Raw genomic sequence first — 20,294 nt, forward strand, 5'->3', positions numbered from 1 at the left:
AAATCTCCTTCTTTCGCTAGGTATATTAGCAAAAAATACGCCTTTGCGCAAGCAAGTATTGTGAGTTTTGGTATACTGAAAGTTAAGAAAGGGTGAATCAAATGGCGATTGCAGGACTGCAAAATATATCTAGTTTTTCTTTATTACAAAGCCCAATTACAGTTGATCAGCTAGTTAAGCAAGCTAAACAAAGAAACTATCAAGCAATTGCACTGACTGATATCAATGTCACTTATGGTTTAGTAGAATTTTATAAAGCAGCTAAAAATACGGGGATAAAACCATTATTAGGGATGCAAGTAAGAATAAATGGCTTAATTGATGAATCTCGTAAATTTGATTATGTAGTTTTAGCTAAAAATCAAAAGGGACTTGAAAACATTTTTAGGTTATCTAGCGCCATTAATTTATTAACTGAAAATGGTGAAAATAACAAAGTCTTAAATTTAAAAGAGCTAACCAAATATTTATCAGATTTAGTATTTATTATTCCTGCTAATGATCACAGCGAATTAAAATTTTTGATGGATCAAAACCCTAATTTGGCTTCAGATTTTATTAGACAATTGCAAGATCTGATTCCTCAAAGTTCGGACCTGTTTTTGGGAGTCTATGCGGATAAAAATCAAAAAAATTATATTAATTTTGCCCAATCTTTAGCTAAACAATTTGATCTACAACTAGTAGCCACTGAAGATGTGCAGTACATCAATAAACAAGACCATTTTTTGCGTAAAACTCTTTTAGCAATTAAACAAAATAATAATTTAGAAGATGTCCAAGCACTTGCAAAAAAAACGGGATCGCATTATTTAAAATCTGAAAGTGATTTACAAGAATCATATTTAAGTTTGGGACTAGATGATGCTTTAAAAAATACTAGCAAAATTGCAAGTATGTGCAGTGCTGAAATTCAGTTTCAAGATCCTCAATTGCCCAAATTTAAGCAAAACCATTTTCCAACATCGAAAGAATATTTGCATTATTTGGCTAATAAAGGTCTGCAGGAAAGGTTTCCTAACAAAGCAATTCCAAAGAATTATCAAGATCGTTTAGATTATGAACTGAAAGTAATTAATGAGATGGGATTTGATGATTACTTCTTAATTGTTTGGGATGTAATTAATTTTGCTCATTCAGTTCATATTACGACGGGGCCTGGGAGAGGATCGGCAGCTGGAAGTTTAGTTTCTTATGCTTTAAGAATCACGGAAGTTGATCCAATCCAATATAATTTGCTATTTGAACGTTTTCTAAATCCAGCTCGTCAGCAAATGCCTGATATCGACCTAGATATACCAGACGATCGACGCGATGAAGTAATTAGCTATATGTTTAAAAAATATGGCATGGATCATGCAGCGCAAATTCTTACTTTTGGTACATTAGCTGCTAAGCAAGTGCTACGCGATGTAGCACGAATCTTTGGCTTAAATAAATTCGAAGCAAGTAAATGGACGCAGGCTTTACCATATTCAAAAGAGAAATTAACTCTTAAGGACGCATATGAAAAATCGTCTGATTTAAGGATGCTAGTCAATGCATCTGATTTAAATAAGCTTTTGTTTGCGACTGCTACTCATTTGGAGGGCTTGCCACGTCATTATTCGATTCACGCCGCAGGTCTTGTTATTACCGATGATTCAATTGCAAAATTAGTTGGACTTCAAGCAGGTCCTTTGGGTATTCCTGTAACTCAGCAAACTAAATTGAATGTGGAGTCGTTAGGACTTTTAAAAATCGATTTTTTAGGATTACGAAATTTAACTATTTTAGGTCAAACCTTAGAGTTATTAAAATCTCAAGGAATTGATCTAGATCCACTAAAAATTTCATTAAATGATGCGCTAACTTTAAAATTGTTCCAGCAAGGAAATACTGATGCGGTCTTTCAATTTGAGTCAAATGGTATTAAGCAAGTATTGAGAAGATTGCACCCTGACAGTTTTGAAGATATCGTTGCAGTTAACGCCTTATACCGTCCAGGCCCAATTCAAAATATTTCGCATTTTATTGATCGTAAACATGGAAAAGAAAAAGTTGCTTATCCCGATCAAAGTTTGAAGCAGATTTTAGGACCGACATATGGAATTTTGGTTTATCAGGAACAAGTAATGCAGACAGCACAAGTTTTAGCTAGATTTTCATTAGGCCAAGCCGATTTACTTAGACGTGCGATGTCCAAAAAGAATCTTGAGGTTATTCAAAAACAAAGAGAGAAATTTATTCAAGGTGCTGTTAAATTAGGACATGCCAAAAGTGTCGCTGAAAAAGTTTATGATTATATTGCCCAATTTGCAAATTATGGTTTTAATAGGTCGCATGCAGTGGCATACAGTAAAATCGCCTTTTGGCTAGCATATCTCAAAGTACATTATCCTGCTGCTTTTTATACAGCATTACTTAATAGCAATTTAGGCGATAAAAATAAGATCAACGATTATTTAATGCAGGTTCAGGATCAGGGCATTAAGATTTTGCCACCGGATATTAATTCTTCAAAAAAAATGTTCAGCTTAAAAGATGGAAAAATTTTAGTCGGCTTGCGTGCTATCAAAGGGTTACGCAATGATTTTGTAGATGAAATCATTAATTTAAAAAAGCCGATAAAGTCTTTATCAAAATTTCTAATGCAAATTGATCCCAAATTCTTAAATCAAGCTGCGATTAATAATTTAATTAAAGCAGGAGTTTTTGATAGCATTGATCCTAATCGAAATAGCTTATTAGCTACCAGCAAAGATTTGGTTGATACGGTAAGTATGGCTGGACATAATCTGTCTTTATTTAAAACTTTAGAACCTAAAGCAGTTGAGAAAAAAGCTCCGGATAATAAAGAAAAAGCTGATATGGAAATTGAGACTATGGGATTTGCTACAACTATAAACCCACTTCTAGCGGTCCAAAAATATGCCCAAAGATTTAATGCTAAAAAATTAGCTGATTTTGATATAAATGAAACAGGCGTTGGAGTAGGAAAATTAACTAAATTAAAGCCAATTACTACCAAAAAGGGTCAAACTATGGCATTTGCGAGTTTTGCAGATAGTCAAGGTCAGCAAGAATTTACGATATTTCCAAATGCATATGAAAAAATAAAAAATATTTTGAAAATTGGCGATATCTATCTACTTCAAGTTCGGACGCAATCAGATCGTTTTGACTCATCAAAGAAGCAATATTTGTTAAACTCAGTGCGAAAAGTGAATTTTAAAGAATAATTTATAAAAATTGGTCTTAATTAAGAAAATCACAATGTAAAAGCATTGTAAGCGAAAACATTTCTTTCATGTCTGATTTAAACGCAAAATTTTAGTGTTTTTATTGCAGACAATGCTTGTAAAAAATGTTACTATTGAACCGATGTGAGTAAAACAGAATTATCGTAGAGGTGAATTCATGAAACGGATTGGTATTTTAACTAGTGGTGGAGATGCTCCTGGCATGAACGCTGCTATCAGAGCTGTCACTCGTACAGCTTTGGCAAACGACATCGAAGTATTCGGAATTCATTATGGTTTCGCTGGTTTAGTTGCTGGTGATATTTTCCAAATGACTTCAGAAACTGTTGCCGACAAGATTAACCGTGGTGGTACATTCCTTTATTCTGCTCGTTTCCCAGAGTTTGCTGAAGAAGCAACTCAATTAAAGGGAATTGAACAATTAAAGAAACACGGTATCGATGCCTTAGTTGTTATTGGTGGAGACGGTTCTTACCATGGTGCGTTAAGATTAACAGAACATGGTTACAATGCCATTGGTCTTCCTGGTTCAATTGATAACGATATCCCATATACTGATTATACAATTGGATTTGACACTGCATGCAACACAGCAATGGATGCAATTGATAAAATCCGTGATACTGCAACAAGTCACCAACGTGTGTTTGTTGTTAACGTTATGGGTCGTGAATGTGGAGATATCGCTCTTCATGTTGGTGTCGCAACTGGTGCTGACGCTATCGTTGTTCCAGAAGAACCATATGACATTAAAGAAATTGCCGAAAACTTGAAGCAAGGTTTTGCTAATGGTAAGAAGCACGGACTTGTTGTTTTAGCTGAAGGTGTTATGGACGCTGATAAGTTTAAAGACGAGCTCCTTAAATATGGTGATTTTGATGCAAGAGCAAATGTCTTAGGACATATGCAACGCGGCGGAAGTCCAACAACTCGTGATCGTGTTTTAGCAAGCAAGATGGGTGCATATGCAGTGCAATTGTTATTAGATGGTAAGGGCGGTTTAGCTGTCGGTATCGAAAATAACAAATTGTCATCACATAACATGCTTGATTTGTTTGATGCAAAGCACCACGGTGATTATTCGTTATACTCATTGAACAAAGACTTAGCCAAGTAGTTTTTGATTTTTAATTTTATAGGAGATTTTTTCAGATGAAGAAAACTAAAATTGTTAGTACTTTAGGGCCAGCCTCAAATGACGTTGAGACTATTACTAAATTGGCAGAAGCAGGTGCCAATGTTTTCCGTTTTAACTTTTCACACGGTGACCACCCAGAACACGCTTCTCGTATGAAGATGGTTCGTGAAGTTGAAAAGAAGACTGGTTTGTTACTTGGTATCGACCTTGATACTAAAGGTGCTGAAATCAGAACTACCGGACAAGAAGACGGCAAGTTCACTATTAACACTGGTGACAAGATCAGAATTTCAATGGACGCAACTAAGAAGGGTAACAAAGACAAGATTTACGTTACCTACGATGGTTTATACGATGACACCAAAAAGGGTGGTCACGTATTAATCGATGATGGTTTAGTTGACTTACTTATTCTAGACAAAGATGATGCTAACCGTGAACTTGTATGTCAAGCTCAAAACACTGGTGTTATCGGTTCTAAGAAGGGTGTTAACGCACCAGGCGTTGAAATTCGCCTTCCAGGTATCACTGAAAAAGATACTGACGACATTAAGTTTGGTATGAAGCAAGGTATTAACTTTATTTCAGCTTCATTCGTTCGTAAAGCACAAGACGTTTTAGACATTCGTCAATTGCTTGAAGAAGGTGGCTGTGAATACGTTAAGATCTTCCCTAAGATCGAATCACAAGAAGGTATTGACAACATCGACGAAATCTTAAAGGTTTCAGATGGTTTGATGGTTGCTCGTGGTGACATGGGTGTTGAAATTCCATTTATCAACGTACCATTTGTACAAAAAGACTTAATCAGAAAATGTAACGCATTAGGTAAGCCAGTTATTACTGCTACTCAAATGCTTGACTCAATGCAAGAAAACCCACGTCCAACTCGTGCCGAAGTTACTGACGTTGCTAACGCTGTCTTGGATGGTACTGATGCAACTATGCTTTCAGGTGAATCAGCAAACGGTCTTTACCCAGTTCAAGCTGTTAAGGCTATGGCTGATATTGACATGCGTACTGAAAAGCAACTTGCACAACGTAACACTTTAGCTCTTCAAAGATTCGAAGAATACCAAGGCTCAAACGTTACTGAAGCTATCGGTGAATCAGTTGTTAGAACTGCTGAAGAATTAGGTGTTAAGACTATCATTACTGCAACTGAATCAGGTTACACTGCTCGTATGATTTCTAAATACCGTCCAAACGCAGATATCATTGCAATGACTTTTGATGAAAAAGTACAACACTCATTAGGTATTGTTTGGGGCGTAAAACCTATGCTTGTTGAAAAGCCTAAGACTACTGAAGAAATGTTTGACAAGGCAGCAGAACTTGCTAAAGAAACTGGTCTTGCAAAAGACGGCGACTTGGTAATTATCGTTGCTGGTGTTCCTTTGGGTGAAACTGGTACTACTAACTTAATGAAGTTACAATTAATCGGTACCCAACTTGTTAAAGGTTTAGGTGTTGGCGATCAATCAGTTATCGGTAACGCTGTAGTTGCAACTTCTGCTGAAGAGGCAAATGCTAAGATGCAAGATGGTGATATCTTAGTTGCTAAGACTACTGACAAGGACTACATGCCAGCTATTAAGAAGGCTTCAGGTATGGTTGTTGAAGCTTCTGGCTTAACTAGTCACGCAGCAGTTGTTGGTCTTTCACTTGGTATCCCAGTTATCGTTGGTGCTACTGATGCAACTTCAAAGATCCAATCAGGTTCTAAGATTACTGTTGATGCTCGTCGTGGTGCTGTTTACCAAGGTGAAGCAACTAACCTTTAATTTTTAAAGAGAATATAAATAAGATAGTCAGCAAGTGCTGGCTATTTTATTTTTGCCTTTTTTACTTTATACTAACTAATGAATAGAAATGTTAGAAGACGGAAGGATAACGATAAGATGCTAGGCGAAATCCAAAAAGGTAAAGTAATTGATGAAAATCAAGAAGCATTTTATGTTCAAGTACAAGGTATTACATACGAACTTAAAAAAATTGAAGTAACGCAAGACGATCCGATTAAAGTTGGGGATATAGTACAAGGCTTTATCTATGAAAATAAAGACCGTAAAAAAGAAATGACGCAATTTTATCCATTTTGTCAAAAAGATCAATATGGATGGGGAACTGTTACTGAAGTACGTCGAGATTTAGGTGTCTTTGTCGATATTGGTTTAAATGATAAAGACGTAGTTGTTTCTTTGGATGATTTACCAGAAGATAAAAACTTATGGCCTAAAAAAGATGATCGTTTATTAATTAGACTAGAAACGGACGAAAAGAATCGTATTTGGGGCAAAATGGCAGATGAGAATGTCTTTGAACAATTAGCTACCAATTTCCCACGTAATCTAGAAAATAAAAATTTAGTGGGTCGTGTCTATAAAACTTATGAGATTGGTGCATTTTTGATTACGGACCAATATTACTTAGCCTTTGTTCATAATTCTGAAACTTATCATCCATTAAGATTAGGAGAAAAAGTTAAAGCAAGAGTCATTGGAATTAGCCAATACGGTCGTTTGAATATGAGCGTCATGCCAAGAGCATATGAAGAAATTGACGATGATGCACAAATGATTTTAGTTAGTTTGCGTCGTCAAGAAACAAAAACGTTGCCATTTTATGATAAAAGCGATGCTCAAGAAATCAAAAATTATTTTGGCATTTCAAAATCTGCTTTTAAGCGCGCAATTGGTCATTTATTAAAAGCTGGTTTAATCACTGAAGATAAAGATGCTGGTACGATAACTTTAGTAGAAGATAATGACAATGAATCAGATGAAGGATAATTTAGAAGATTATCTTAGATACGCGCAAGTTGAGCGTGGCTTAAGCATTAATACCATTAATTCATATCATCAAGACCTAATAGAATACTATGATTTTCTACAAGAAAATGATGAACAAACTTGGGAAGTTGATCCGATCTTAGTCAATTCTTTTTTTGCTGCACTAAGAGATCAAAACAAGGCTACATCAACGCTCAGTAGGATGCTTTCAAGCTTAAGAAAGTTTTACCAGTGGCTTCTGCGTCAACATATTATTGAAAAAGATCCTCTAATTATGATCGATGCTCCTAAAAAAGAAAAAAGATTGCCAGTTGCATTATCTTCTACTGAAGTAGAAGATTTGCTTAATAGCCCTGATGTTAATAAGGCACTAGGATTGAGAGATAGGGCAATCTTAGAGACGCTTTATGCAACTGGAATGCGAGTAAGCGAATTAATAAACTTGGAAATGGGAAACTTGCATACTGATTTAAAATTAGTTAAAGTACTGGGAAAGGGATCAAAAGAAAGATTGATTCCAATTAGCGATGTTGCTGCGTCTTGGATTAATAAATATGATCAACAAGTTCGGCAGAAGCAAATTTTAAAATCAGGTAAATATACTGATTTTATTTTTTTAAATAGTCATGGCAAACAGATGACGCGGCAAGCAATTTGGCAGATTATAAAGAAATATTGTCAAAAAGCGGGAATTACTAAAAATGTTACACCACATACTTTGAGACACACTTTTGCTACTCATTTATTAGAAAATGGTGCTGATTTACGTGTTGTACAAGAAATTTTAGGACATAGCGACATTTCTACTACTCAAATTTATACCAATTTAACGCAAAAACATATTATGGAAGTATATAATAAATCGCATCCGCGAACTTAGAAGGATTTTTATGCTTAGTAAATTTAAGAAAAATTATGAAAAGCAGGTTATGGGTTTTCTTTCTTATATTCCTGAATTTAAAAATCTTGAAAATCTTCAAGAAGAGATGAAACTTTATAAAGAAGAAAATCAATACCAAGTTTTGATATTTAAAGGTAGCGACGAAGATTGCAGAGGCATTATCGCTGTGCAAGAAAGCGATGATTTTGTTGTGATTCGATATTTATCGCTTGATCCTAGTTTTAGAACAGCTGATGTCGAAAAAGAAGTCATCACAGAGCTTCAACATGCCTATCCTGATAAGATGATTTCAGCAATGCCGGATTATACTTACTTATTAAAATACGTTGAACGGGACGATAAAAATGCAGCCAGATAGTGATTTAACTTTAGACCTTCCAAACTTTACCGGGCCATTAGATTTGCTGCTTCATTTGATTCGTTCTCAAAAAATTGATATTTATGATATTCCGATTGCTAAAATCACAGGTCAGTATCTTGCTCATTTGGCTAAGTGGCAAGAATTAGATTTGCAAATTGCAGGCGAATATTTTGTGATGGCTTCTACATTATTGCGTATAAAATCACAATATTTGTTACCAAAAAATGATTTTGTTGAGCCAGAGCAAGAAATTGAAGATCCACGTTCTGAATTAGTAGAGCAGCTTGTTCAATATTCTGTTTTCCAGAAAGTTTCTGAATATTTCAAACAAAGAAATCTTGAAGTACCAATAACGATTTCTAAAGAACCATCTGTAGCTAAGCAAAAAGCCATTGATCCATTGCCTCTAGGAGAGGTTAGTAGTGATCAACTGGCAAATACTTTTGCTTTGATCATTCATAGATTTAAAATGCGACAGCCAAATGCTGGCAGTATTGAAGTAAAAGAAACATCTATTGAAGATATGACGACTTATTTGCATGAAAAAATGGAACATGTTAAAAAATTAAGCTTTTTTGCATGTTTAAAAAATTTTGAAACTTTAGATCAAGTAATATCTTTATTTTTAGCTGTTTTAGAATTGTGTCGGCATCATAAAATATCAGTTAAACAGAGTCAAGATTTTGGAGATTTAACTTTAGAAAAAGAGTGAAGTAATGGCAAATAAACAAGCAGAATTAGAAGCAGTTTTGTATGCAGCTGGAGATAGCGGCGTTGAACAAGAAATTTTGTGTCAGCTGCTAGAAATATCACAACCTGCTTTGCGTGAATTATCAAATCATTTAAAAGATAATCTAAATAAAAGAGCGGATTCAGGGCTGCAGCTGATTTTGATAAATAATACTTTTAAATTAACTACTAGTCCAAAATGTGCTGATGTAATTTCTAAGTTCTTTCAAAAAGATGTCAATAAAAGTTTGAGTCAATCAGCTTTAGAAATTTTATCTATTATTGCATATCGTCAACCCATTACTAGAATTGAAATCGATGAAATAAGAGGCGTAAACTCTTCTGGTGCCATTCAAACGTTGATTTGGCGCGGTTTAGTTAAAATAGATGGCAAAAAAGATGTTCCAGGACATCCTAATCTTTATGTCACTACTGATTATTTCTTGCAATATTTTGGATATAAGAGCTTAGCCGATTTGCCGCTTATTGAAAACTTTTCTGAAGATATTGACGAAAATGGACAAGTTGACTTATTTGAAAGTAAAGGAAAAGCTGACGCTCATTTAGAAAACAATGATAAATTAGGAGATTAACATGTCAGAAAGATTGCAAAAAGTCATCGCTCAAGCAGGTATTGCTTCGAGACGTAAAGCGGAAAAATTGATTACTGACGGCCAAGTCAAAGTAAATGGTAAGTTAGTAACTGAATTGGGAACAAAAGTTGATAATGAGGATGATATTGAAGTTAACGGTGTTCCTATTGAAAAAGAAAGTTTACACACATATCTGTTTTATAAGCCACGTGGCGTAATTTCTTCGGCTAAAGATAACAAAGGAAGAAAAACTGTCACGGACTTTTTTGAAGATATCCCATACCGTTTGTATCCTATTGGACGGTTAGACTACGATACTTCAGGATTATTACTAATGACTAATGATGGTGAGCTAGCTAATAAGCTAATGCATCCACGTAATGAAGTGCCTAAAGTTTATGTCGCTAAAATAAAGGGTATTTTAAAGCCAGAAGAAATTTATAGCTTAAAGCATGGCGTAAAAATAGACGGTAAAAAGAGTGCGCCAGCTAAAGTTAAAGTAAGAAAGACTGATTATAAAAAACAAACCCAAATAGTTCAATTAACGATTCACGAAGGACATTATCATCAAGTAAAGAAAATGTTCCAAGCAGTTAATCATTTAGTTGAAAAACTGTCACGTGAGAAATATGCTTTCTTAACGCTACAATCATTGACTTCTGGCCAATATAGAGAATTATCACATTCTGAAATTAAACAGCTTAAAAATCTTAAATAATTAATTTAATTTTAAAAGTGGATGCAACAAAGCAGCAGCTATGCTAAAATTTATTTGAATCTATTACATTGGAGGATCATAATGAGTAACCAAGCACCGGAAAAAGGTCCTTATAAACATTTTGAAAGACCCAGTACCTCTAGAAGACAGAGCCATAGTCATCGATTTGTTGATGATAATAAGCTAGATAGCTCTAGAGAAAAGAAAAAGAAAAATAAGAATATGACTTCTCTTTGGAGTGGTTTGATAATTGTTGCGATTATTTTAATTGCTGCATTTCCGTTAATTTTTTCACAATTCGGTAATCACAGTAAGAATTTAGCTGAAAAAGAAATACCGCGTTCTTCGAAAGTAAGTAGTGATAAGAAGAAGTCTAAGGTTTCAAAGAAAGTTAAAAAGAGTAGTAGTGTTAAGTCTTCTCAAAGTAAAAAGTCAGCAGTAAAGTCGACTCCTCAAAGAAGAGTTGAACAATCGCAAACTTCAACTACACAAAATACTCAACAAACTAATACTCAGAATACAAATACTCAAAATAATTCTTACAACCAAAACAATTATCAAAATAGCTATGCTTCACAAAATGCTGGTTCTGAACAAACGACTAGTCGTCATTCAGGCAGTTCATATACCGTTAAAAGCGGTGATACTTTATCGGCAATAGCAGCTCAAAATAATATGAGTGTTGATCAATTACGTCAATTGAATGGTATTAGTGGAGATTCCCTGAGTTTAGGTCAAGAATTAAGGCTAAAGTAAAAAGATGTACAAAAAGTACATCTTTTTATTTACAATTTATTAGTAAAGTCTTATTATAAGAAGTGTAATAATTAAATATAAGGATGTTGTCTTCAGGGCAGGGTGAAATTCCCGACCGGCGGTAAAAGTCCGCGAGCCAATTTGGCCGAACCAGGATATTCTGGTACCGATAGTAAAGTCTAGATGAGAGAAGACAGACTATAAATAACTAAGGTTTTATTTAAAGGTCTGTTGCTGAAGCAACAGACCTTTGTTTCTTTGTGAGGAGAATAAAAATGCAGAGAAAAGAAAATGTTAGTTCATATAGTTTAACTTATTGGTTGTCATGGGCTATGATTGGAGCCTTAGCTTTCTTAATTATGAAGCTAGAAGTTCCAATTATTCCTGGCTTTAATTATTTAAAAATGGACTTTTCTGATGCCTTAGTAGCCTTAAGTACTTTAGTATTTGGACCTATTGGTGGTATAATGATTGCATTATTTAAGGGTATCTTAAGTTTAGCAATTTCAGGATTTAACCTACTTTCTTTAGTAGGTCAAGTGGCAGCCTTTCTAGCATGTTTAGCTTATATCTTGCCTTTTTATTATATTAGTAAAAACCATGATGAAAAAATTGGTTACCAAATTTTAGGGCTAATTGTCGGTACTATTTGTTTAACAATTGTGATGGCAGCAGCTAATTATTTTGTTTTAACTCCGTTATATATTAAATTTGCAGGATTTAAGTTAGGCTCTAATATGTTGACCTATATCGTTTCGGCAATCGTTCCATTTAACATTGTTAAGGGATGTGTGAACGGGATTTTAGTTGTTTTACTTGCTAAAACTGTATTACCACCATTTAAGAGTTTCGTAAGAAAGCATTTCTAAAAAAAATTTAACTCGCAGACGTTTATTGTAACGTCTGCTTTTTTTATACAATTTATGTTAGAATTTTGAAAGAAAGAAAAATGAAATGAAAGGATTTTTATTAATTAATGCAGGTTGCTATTGATGGACCAGCTTCTGCTGGAAAAAGTACAGTCGCTAAGATTGTAGCTAAAAACTTAAATTATATTTATATTGATACCGGTGCCATGTATCGCGCATGTACATTGATTGCACGTGATGGTAACGTAGATTATTCGGATGAAAAAGCTATTTTAAATTTAATTGATCAAAGTACAATTGAGTTTAAAAATGAGGGTAATGAGCAAAAAGTTTACGTTAACGGTAAAGACGCAAGCATTGCAATTAGGACCCCTGAAATAACCGAGAATGTTTCTCAAGTATCTGCCTTAAAAGGCGTACGCCAAAAAATGGTTAATTTACAAAGAGAAATGGCTGGCAAGAATAATGTCATCATGGATGGTAGAGATATTGGAACTACAGTATTGCCTGATGCGCAAGTTAAGATTTTTTTAATTGCTAGTGTTGCATCGAGAGCTAGACGAAGATTTCTAGATTTCAAAGAAAAGGGTATTCATCAAGACATAGCTGATATTGAACATGATATCGAAGTTAGAGATTATAAAGATTCTCATAGGGCAATTTCGCCTTTAAAAAAGGCTGATGATGCGATTGAATTGGACACAACAAACTTAAATATTGATCAAGTAGTTCAAGAAATTACTGCATTAATTGAAAAAAATAAAAAAAATTAATCAAAAGAGTAGAAAAAAGCTTTCATTTACTTTAAAATGGAGTTTGATATTGGGAGGTACTTATGTCAGATAATAGTAATCAATTTTTAGATGCTTTAAAGCAAATGCAAGGAGTTGAAGTCGGAAACATTGTAGATGTTGAAGTTTTAGATGTTGAAGACGGTCAAATTGCTGTTGGTGTAGAAAACGCAGGTGTTGAAGGAGTCATCACTAAGCGCGAATTTACTGCAGATCGTAACGCAGATTTACGCGACTTGGTAAAACCAGGTGATAAGTTCAAGGCTTTGGTTCTCAGAAGAGCTGGTGGCGACAAGGAAAACGGTGAATTCTTCTTCTCAGTAACTCGTTTGAAGGAAAGAGAAGCATACACTGAATTAGAAAAGGTCTTCGAAGAAGGCAAAACTGTTGAAGGTACTGTAACTGGTGCTGTTCGTGGTGGTTTATTGGTTGATGTTGGTACTAGAGGATTCTTACCAGCTTCACTTATTTCAAACCGTTACGTTTCAGATCTTAAACCTTACATTGGTAAGAAGATGAACTTGAAGATCACTGAAATTGATCCTAACAAGAATCGTTTAATTCTTTCCAGAAAAGATTTAATTGAAAAAGAACGTGAAGAAGCCTTTGAAAACGTAGCTAACCAATTAGTTGTTGGCGACACTGTTGAAGGTAAAGTTTCTCGTTTAACTGGTTTTGGTGCATTTATTGATGTTGGTGGTGTAGACGGTTTAGTTCACATCTCAGAAATTTCTTACAAGCATATTGATAAGCCTAGTGATGTATTAAAGGTTGGTCAAGATGTTAAGGTTAAGGTTATTGGAATTGATAACGACAGACACCGCATCTCCCTTTCAATTAAGCAAACTTTGCCATCACCATTTGAAGAAGCTACTTCAAGCTTAACTGAAGGCGAAGTTATCGAAGGTGAAGTAAAGACTTTAACTTCATTCGGTGCCTTTGTAGAAGTTGCTGATGGAATTCAAGGTTTAGTACATGTTTCAGAAATTTCAAACAAACATGTTGAAAAGCCTAGCGATGTTTTGAAAGTTGGCCAAACTGTTAAAGTTAAGGTCTTGAACATCGATCCAAGTGATAGAAGAATCTCATTGTCAATTAAACAAGCTGATCCAAGCGCAAACAATGAAGAATCAAATGCACGTCCACGTCGTCGTCACGAAGACTCAACCGTTAAGAAGTACATGAATGACAATGATAATGGATTTGCTTTGGGTGACATCATCGGTGATCAACTTAAGGACAAGGATTAATTATTGTTAATCTAAAAAGCTGGCTCCGGCCAGCTTTTTTATTACCTAGAATTTTTAGCATAAAGAAAGGAGCTTTATAATGTCTTTACCAATTGTTGCTTTGGTTGGACGTCCTAATGTAGGAAAATCAACCATCTTTAATAGAATAATCAAATCTCGTGTGGCCATTGTAGAAGACGAACCCGGTGTAACACGTGATAGAATCTATTCTAAAGCAGAATGGATGGGACACGAATTTATTCTCATTGATACTGGTGGTATTACTTTAGACAGTGGTGAAATCGATGAGCAAATCAAAGCTCAAGCTGAAATAGCTATTGATGAAGCTGATGTAATCGTGATGTTAGGCGACGTAACCAATCATTTGACTTCAATGGATGAAACAATCGCTAAGATGCTTTATCGTACTAAAAAGCCAGTTATTTTGGCAGTCAACAAAGCTGATAATCCTGAACAAAGAAATGATATTTATGATTTTTATAGTTTAGGATTCGGAGATCCAATTCCTGTTTCCGGAAGTCATGGAACTGGAGTTGGTGATTTATTAGATACAATTGTTGCCCAATTTGGCGATAAAGCTAACCAGCACGAAGATGATGCCATTAGATTTAGTGTCATTGGACGTCCTAATGTAGGTAAATCCTCATTAGTCAATGCTATTTTAGGCGAGCAAAGAGTTATCGTGGCCGATATGGAAGGTACGACTCGAGATGCCATTGATACGTCATTTAATCATAATGGTCAAAAATATACGATTGTTGATACGGCTGGTATTCGTAGACGTGGCAAAGTTTATGAAAAAACCGAGAAATATTCTGTTTTACGTGCAGTATCAGCCATTGAAAACAGCGATATTACTCTTTTAGTACTTGATGCAAGTACAGGTATTCGCGAACAAGATAAACACGTTGCTGGCTATGCTCATGACGCTGGACGTGGTGTAATCATTGTGGTAAATAAGTGGGATTTGCCTGAAAAAGACTCTTCAAGTATGAAGGACTTTGAAGATACCATTAGACGTGAATTTCAATATTTAGACTACGCGCCCATTATTTTTGTTTCAGCAAAAACAGGCAAAAGAGTTCCTGATATATTAAACTTAGTCGATAAAGTCTACCATAATCAAAATCGTCGAATTCAATCTAGTGTCTTGAACGATCTATTGCTAGAAGCTACTAGAATTACTCCGACTCCACTAGTTAATGGTAAACGACTGAGAATTTATTATATGACTCAAGTAGCTACAAATCCTCCAACATTTATAGTATTTGTCAATGATCCAGAATTATTGCACTTTTCGTATAAGAGATTTTTAATCAATCAATTAAGACAAAATTTTGATTTTACGGGAACGCCAATTAAAATTTTGGCACGTAAAAGAAAATAATTGCTACATGCAAATGTTTAATTTAAACAAAAATTTCTTGAAAAAGCTTGTAGTGACGCCTTTGGTGTGATAACTTTAATTGCAGAGGACAATGATTGGTAGTCATCATTCTTCCTTATCTCAAAGTTTCGAGGTAAGTTTTGAACCCTTAAGGTTCAATTCAGGAGGTGAATAGAATGGCAAATAAAGCTGAATTAGTTTCTGAAGTTGCTTCAAAGACTAACTTAACTAAGAAAGATGTAGCTGCTGCAGTTGACGCAATTTTTAGCTCAATTCAAGAAGATCTTGCAAAAGGTGAAAAAGTTCAATTGATCGGTTTTGGTACTTTTGAAGTTCGTAACCGTGCAGCTCGTAAGGGTCGTAACCCACAAACTGGTGTTGAAATTCAAATTCCAGCTTCTAAGGTTCCTGCATTTAAGCCAGGTAAGGCTCTTAAGGATGCAGTTAAGTAATTAACAAAATTATTGCAAATAAAGACATTAAGTTTTTTGGCTTAATGTCTTTTTTGTGTAAAATAAGATTAGTTATAGAGATAAGGTGACAAAATGAAATATTCACAAGAATTGTTAGATGCCATTGAAAATCATGATTTTTCAGAAACAAATATTTTATTAAAAAAGGCTCTTGATAACGATGAGCCGGAAGCTTTAGCATCCTTAGCTGAAAATTTAACTGATCTTGGTTTTTCTGATTTGGCTAAAGAAGTATATCGTGCTTTAATAGCTAAATTTCCTCATGAAGATATTTTTAAAGTATATCTAGCAGAAATATTATTGAATGATGGTCAAGAAGACGATGGTTTAACTTTGCTATACGGAGTCAGCAAAGAAAGCGACGCATACGTTGAAAGCTTGCTTGCTCAAGCAGATTACTATCAAACTAATGGTCTTATAGAGGCTGCCAAGCAAAAGCTCTTAGAAGCTCAAAATAACGCTCCAGATCAAGAAGCAATCTTATTTGGTTTAGCTGAACTAGATTATATGTCTGGTAATTTTGAGGAAGCTTTAAAAAATTATCGTAAGTTGTTTGAAACTACTAAAACTTTTGGCGAAGTTGTTATTTCACAACGTATTGCAGCCTGTTTAGCTCAAATCGGTGACTATGAGGAGGCAAGCAAGATTATTAAGAAAAATAGCACAGACTTGCTGACCATCGACGCTCAATATGAGGCTGGATTAATTATGCTTGCTAACGGCGATAATAAAGAAGCTATTAAGTTTTTGGATCAAGTTATTGAAACTCAACCCGATTATGTGAACGCTTATCCATTGCTTGCTAGAGCTTATGCTAATGAAAATAACAATGAAGAAGTCCTTCAAGCAGCACAGACTGGACTTTCCTATAATGAATTTGATGAAACTTTATATAGCTTAGGAGCAAGAGCTGCTGCTAACTTAAACGATAAAGAACAGGCGGAAAAATTACTTAAGAAGGGCCTTAAAGTTGCTCCAGACAATAGCGATTTGCGTCTGCAACTTTCAAATCTTTATTTACATGAAAATAAAGATCTTGAAAACCTAAAGTTATTTGAAGATTTAGAAGATGATCAAATAGAACCACAAGCCCACTGGAATATGGCTTTGTCTTACCAACGTTTAGAAAAATATGACAAAGCTAAGAGTGAATTCCTACTCGCATATCCAAGTTTCCAAAACAATCCTGACTTTTTAAAACAGATGTTAACTTTCTTTAGAGAGATTGCCGATAACAATACTACTAAGGCTTTGTTAGAAAAATACTTGCAACTAGTTCCAGAAGATAGTGAAATGCAGGCATTGTATGACGATTTATCAATGGAAAAATAAAAAGATCTCGCAACGAGATCTTTTTATTTAATCTTTAAATATAATATGGTGTTTCTTTCGCTCAAAACTGAACCCTTGTCCTAAAGCTTCATGAACATCTATTATTGAAACAAAGGCATGTGGATCAATTTTTAAAATTAAATTGCGGACATTAGAAATTTCTCTAGGAGATACAACGCAATAAATAACTTTTTTAGGAGTCAAATTATAGCCGCCTTCGGCATTTAAGAAGGTATAGCCACGATCTAATTGAAGATCAATCATCTTGGCAATCTCCATATTTTTATCAGAAATGATTAAGAGCCCTTTAGCCGCATAAGATCCTTCTTGAACATAGTCAGTAATTCTAGCTAAAACAAAACTAGCTAAAAGAGTATACATCATATGTTCAATATCCAAATAAGTAAGAGAAATAGTAAGAACAAATGCATCTAAGGCTAGGAGAGATTTGCCAATTGGAACACCTAACTTTAGATCTAAAATTCTAGCTATGATATCTGTACCGCCAGTTGTGCCACCATATTTGAAAACTAAACCAATCCCAAAGCCAGAAAATAGACCAGCTAAAACACCTGAAATAAAAAGGTCATGATTAAGATTAATTTGGTTTATAATAGATATATGCAGCCAAAACCATAAGAAAAATGAAAGACAGGCTGTTCCCCACATGGTTAATGCTAATAGCCGTTTGCCCATAAAGCGATAACCAATTATAATTAAAGGAATATTTAGAATTAAAGTGGAAAGACCTGGGTTAATGTTAAACCAGTATCTTAACAGCAATGCAATCCCACTAATGCCTCCATCGGCTAATCTATTGGGAATACTTATTTTATCCAGACTAAAAGCATAAATACTGCATCCCAAGGCGATCATAAACAATTGAATTAATAGTTGTTTATTCATATATTTTTTTATCATAAATATGCCTTCTTTCCACATATATATATTTTAACAAAATCTGACCACTAAATTTTTAAATATAAAAATAAAGAAGAGGAAAAAATGAGAATCAAAACTTTACCAGATGTTTTTATTAACGCGCTGCCGGTATTAAGAAAAATTAATGAGGCGGGTTTTGAAGCTTACTTTGTTGGAGGATGCGTTAGAGATCTATTATTGAATCGCCATATTCACGACGTTGATATCGCAACAAGCGCCTATCCAATGGAAGTTAAAGAAATTTTTGATAGAACTATCGATACCGGGATAAAACACGGCACAGTTACAATTTTATTTGAAAATAACAGTTATGAAATTACGACGTTTAGAACCGAATCAGGATATCAAGATTTTCGCCGTCCCGATCACGTAACCTTTGTTCAAAATTTGAGTGAAGATTTGAAAAGACGTGACTTTACCATTAACGCATTAGCAATGGACGTTGATGGCAATTTAATTGATCATTTTGATGGACTAAAGGATCTAGACTTAAAATTAATTAAAGCTGTTGGTAAGGCCGAAAATCGCTTTCATGAAGATGCACTAAGAATGATGCGCGCGGTTCGGTTTATGAGCCAATTACAATTTAAGTTAGAAGATCAAACGCAAAAAGCAATTGCGGATAATCATGAACTCTTATCTAAAATTTCTGTAGAAAGAATTCGAGACGAGTTTGTAAAAATGGGGCTAGGAAAGGGCAGTCAGGCTGCATTTCAGGTCTTTTTAGATACCAAATTATCTGAGCAAGTACCGTGTTTTAAAGGTAAAAAAGATGCCTTGTCCATTTTTCCAAAATTAAATTTTGCACCAACAACTGAAGCTAATCTATGGGCATTGATGATTATTTTGCTAAAAATTCCAACTAACAAAATTGCGCGCTTCATGAGAAAATGGAAAAATTCAAATGCAATGGAAAGACAAGTAGCAGAAATTGTAGAATTCTTTGACCTTGTGAGTGCTCAGGATCCAACTAATTTTGACTTATTTAATTCAAATCTAAAGACTATTGCTTCAACAATAGATTTAGCGCATATTTTAGGCCAGCCAATTAATGGTCAAGCCTTGATTGATCGCTATGAAGCTCTTCCAATTAAAAATGCACAAGAATTAGCTATCGATGGTAGTTTTTTGTTAAAAAATGGTATTCCAGCTGGACCTAGAATTGGCGAAATTCTAACAGACATTAAAAAAGCTGTTACTGAAGGTAAGATTGATAATGATGAGGCACAAATCAGTCAGTTTTTATTAGAACTAAATAATTAAAAAAAGAGTTGATTTTCAGAAAGTCAACTCTTTTTATACGTACAATAAAATTGAAAAATACATCAAGATTGAACCGAGCATTACGAATAAATGCCAGATGACGTGAATAAATGGAATTCGACGCATTGAAAATAAAATCGCACCAATTGTATAAGCAACTCCGCCCCAAACCAAAAGTGCAAATCCAATTGGTCCTAAAACAGGAATTAGGGAATTGGAAGCTAAAATAACAAACCAGCCCATTGCGACATAGATTATAGTATCTAAAACCACATGTTTACCTTGATTAAAGATGTAAAACAAAATTCCAGTAATTGCTAAAGCTAAAATGATGCTCCAAATAATCCATCCCTTGGCTCCGCCAATAGCCACTAAAGCATACGGTGTATAAGAGCCAGCAATTAAAATAAAGATTGATGAATGATCAAAGACCTGAAATACTTTTCTAGCCTTAGTAAAAATTAGGCTGTGATATAGCGTTGAAAATAAATAGAGTAAGATTAAACTTACACCATATAAAGTAAAAGAGACAATTTTTAGAGCACTGCCGCTTTGAGCTGCTTTGATGATCAGAATCACTAATCCAGCAACAGATAAACCAAAGCCGATTCCATGAGTGATTGCTGAAAAAGTATTATCAACAATCTTATAGGCCCTAGAACGTTCAGGTTGTTCAGTCCAGATATTTTTTAATGTCATAAAATTATAATTCCTTTTAACTGATTTTTATATTTTTGATATACTAGTGCTTGTATCT

At 34.5% G+C, this 20,294-nt stretch carries 19 protein-coding genes and 1 riboswitch; of the genes, 17 read left to right on the forward strand and 2 right to left on the reverse strand.

From position 1 onward, the window contains the following. Positions 1 to 101: 101 nt before the first annotated feature. The 16 genes from dnaE to BN55_RS03345 all read left to right on the forward strand — a co-directional run bounded on the left by dnaE (position 102) and on the right by BN55_RS03345 (position 17,332). Complete coding sequence (dnaE, locus tag BN55_RS03270; RefSeq protein WP_008470337.1) at positions 102 to 3,221, forward strand: DNA polymerase III subunit alpha; 3,120 nt, start codon at positions 102 to 104, stop codon at positions 3,219 to 3,221. 178 nt (positions 3,222 to 3,399) lie between these two features. Next, a complete protein-coding gene (gene pfkA, locus BN55_RS03275) occupies positions 3,400 to 4,359 on the forward strand; it encodes a 6-phosphofructokinase (RefSeq protein ID WP_008470338.1) in 960 nt (319 codons plus the stop codon). A 35-nt stretch (positions 4,360 to 4,394) separates the two neighbouring features. Further along, complete coding sequence (gene pyk, locus BN55_RS03280) at positions 4,395 to 6,164, forward strand: pyruvate kinase (RefSeq protein ID WP_008470339.1); 1,770 nt, start codon at positions 4,395 to 4,397, stop codon at positions 6,162 to 6,164. Between the two features lie 117 nt (positions 6,165 to 6,281). Further along, positions 6,282 to 7,172 carry a CvfB family protein gene (locus tag BN55_RS03285; RefSeq protein ID WP_008470340.1) on the forward strand — a complete coding sequence of 297 codons (891 nt, stop codon included), beginning with the start codon at positions 6,282 to 6,284 and terminating at the stop codon, positions 7,170 to 7,172. Further along, a complete protein-coding gene (xerD, locus tag BN55_RS03290) occupies positions 7,162 to 8,052 on the forward strand; it encodes a site-specific tyrosine recombinase XerD (RefSeq protein ID WP_187117692.1) in 891 nt (296 codons plus the stop codon). Before BN55_RS03285 ends, xerD begins: the two co-directional genes overlap by 11 nt. A 10-nt stretch (positions 8,053 to 8,062) precedes the next feature. Further along, entirely contained in the window at positions 8,063 to 8,431 is a 369-nt protein-coding gene (locus BN55_RS03295) for a hypothetical protein (protein WP_008470342.1), read from the forward strand. Continuing rightward, a complete protein-coding gene (locus tag BN55_RS03300; RefSeq protein WP_040469196.1) occupies positions 8,418 to 9,146 on the forward strand; it encodes a segregation and condensation protein A in 729 nt (242 codons plus the stop codon). The genes BN55_RS03295 and BN55_RS03300 overlap by 14 nt, the downstream gene beginning before the upstream one ends. A 4-nt stretch (positions 9,147 to 9,150) precedes the next feature. Further along, entirely contained in the window at positions 9,151 to 9,756 is a 606-nt protein-coding gene (gene scpB, locus BN55_RS03305) for an SMC-Scp complex subunit ScpB (RefSeq protein ID WP_008470344.1), read from the forward strand. A gap of 1 nt (position 9,757) precedes the next feature. Beyond that, positions 9,758 to 10,474 carry a pseudouridine synthase gene (locus BN55_RS03310; RefSeq protein ID WP_008470346.1) on the forward strand — a complete coding sequence of 239 codons (717 nt, stop codon included), beginning with the start codon at positions 9,758 to 9,760 and terminating at the stop codon, positions 10,472 to 10,474. A gap of 81 nt (positions 10,475 to 10,555) precedes the next feature. Continuing rightward, complete coding sequence (locus BN55_RS03315) at positions 10,556 to 11,230, forward strand: LysM peptidoglycan-binding domain-containing protein (RefSeq protein ID WP_008470348.1); 675 nt, start codon at positions 10,556 to 10,558, stop codon at positions 11,228 to 11,230. Positions 11,231 to 11,314: 84 nt separating this feature from the next. Next, positions 11,315 to 11,429, forward strand: a riboswitch (FMN riboswitch). Positions 11,430 to 11,505: 76 nt separating this feature from the next. Beyond that, positions 11,506 to 12,099, forward strand: coding sequence for an ECF transporter S component (locus tag BN55_RS03320; protein ID WP_008470349.1), 594 nt, complete (start codon positions 11,506 to 11,508; stop codon positions 12,097 to 12,099). 107 nt (positions 12,100 to 12,206) lie between these two features. Further along, complete coding sequence (gene cmk, locus BN55_RS03325) at positions 12,207 to 12,872, forward strand: (d)CMP kinase (protein ID WP_008470350.1); 666 nt, start codon at positions 12,207 to 12,209, stop codon at positions 12,870 to 12,872. Between the two features lie 62 nt (positions 12,873 to 12,934). Then, entirely contained in the window at positions 12,935 to 14,140 is a 1,206-nt protein-coding gene (rpsA, locus tag BN55_RS03330; protein ID WP_008470351.1) for a 30S ribosomal protein S1, read from the forward strand. A 79-nt stretch (positions 14,141 to 14,219) separates the two neighbouring features. Continuing rightward, entirely contained in the window at positions 14,220 to 15,527 is a 1,308-nt protein-coding gene (gene der / locus BN55_RS03335) for a ribosome biogenesis GTPase Der (protein WP_008470352.1), read from the forward strand. Between the two features lie 176 nt (positions 15,528 to 15,703). Next, positions 15,704 to 15,979 (forward strand): HU family DNA-binding protein, encoded by a 276-nt coding sequence (locus tag BN55_RS03340; RefSeq protein WP_008470354.1) that lies wholly within the window; start codon positions 15,704 to 15,706, stop codon positions 15,977 to 15,979. Between the two features lie 93 nt (positions 15,980 to 16,072). Further along, on the forward strand, positions 16,073 to 17,332 hold the full coding sequence (locus tag BN55_RS03345) for a tetratricopeptide repeat protein (RefSeq protein ID WP_008470356.1): 1,260 nt from the start codon (positions 16,073 to 16,075) through the stop codon (positions 17,330 to 17,332). A gap of 27 nt (positions 17,333 to 17,359) precedes the next feature. Here BN55_RS03345 and BN55_RS03350 read toward each other — a convergent pair whose 3' ends face one another. Further along, positions 17,360 to 18,253 (reverse strand): YitT family protein, encoded by an 894-nt coding sequence (locus BN55_RS03350; RefSeq protein WP_008470357.1) that lies wholly within the window; start codon positions 18,251 to 18,253, stop codon positions 17,360 to 17,362. Between the two features lie 84 nt (positions 18,254 to 18,337). Here BN55_RS03350 and BN55_RS03355 point away from each other — a divergent pair, with 84 nt between their 5' ends. Then, entirely contained in the window at positions 18,338 to 19,537 is a 1,200-nt protein-coding gene (locus BN55_RS03355) for a CCA tRNA nucleotidyltransferase (protein WP_008470358.1), read from the forward strand. 33 nt (positions 19,538 to 19,570) lie between these two features. Here the strand turns inward: BN55_RS03355 and trhA are convergent, their stop codons facing one another. Beyond that, positions 19,571 to 20,236 carry a PAQR family membrane homeostasis protein TrhA gene (trhA, locus tag BN55_RS03360; protein WP_008470359.1) on the reverse strand — a complete coding sequence of 222 codons (666 nt, stop codon included), beginning with the start codon at positions 20,234 to 20,236 and terminating at the stop codon, positions 19,571 to 19,573. Positions 20,237 to 20,294 lie beyond the last annotated feature (58 nt).

This window comes from Lactobacillus hominis DSM 23910 = CRBIP 24.179 (assembly GCF_000296835.1).
GTDB classification, from domain to species: Bacteria; Bacillota; Bacilli; order Lactobacillales; family Lactobacillaceae; genus Lactobacillus; species Lactobacillus hominis.